The organism is Pseudomonas paraglycinae (assembly GCF_021601625.1).
Classification (GTDB): domain Bacteria; phylum Pseudomonadota; class Gammaproteobacteria; order Pseudomonadales; family Pseudomonadaceae; genus Aquipseudomonas; species Aquipseudomonas paraglycinae.
Window position 1 is genome coordinate 1 of sequence record NZ_BQHR01000044.1, and the last position, 324, is coordinate 324.

At 60.5% G+C, this 324-nt stretch carries 1 protein-coding gene; it reads left to right on the forward strand.

The window, feature by feature from the left end; all coding sequences use genetic code 11:
• Positions 1–324: contractile injection system protein, VgrG/Pvc8 family (locus L6D82_RS28480; RefSeq protein ID WP_248285769.1), on the forward strand; the 324-nt coding region annotated here is incomplete at both ends.

Below are 324 nucleotides of genomic sequence, written 5' to 3' on the forward strand. Positions count from 1 at the left end.
TGCCGCAGCTGCAATACCTGCATCACCGCACCAACCAGCGCATCTACCAGCAGATGTCGGCGCCGAAAATCATCGCGCTGATCCTCGACGAGCACGGCATCAAGGGCAACGCCTACAGCTTCCAGCTCAGCCAGCCGTGCCCGGATCGCGACTACTGCGTGCAGTACGACGAAACCGACCTGCATTTCGTCCAGCGCCTGTGCGAAGAAGAAGGCATTCACTACCACTTCCAGCACAGCCAGAAAGGTCATCTGCTGGTGTTCGGCGATGACCAGACCGTGTTCCCGAATCTCGGCCAGCCGACGGCGTATGTGCAGGGCAGCG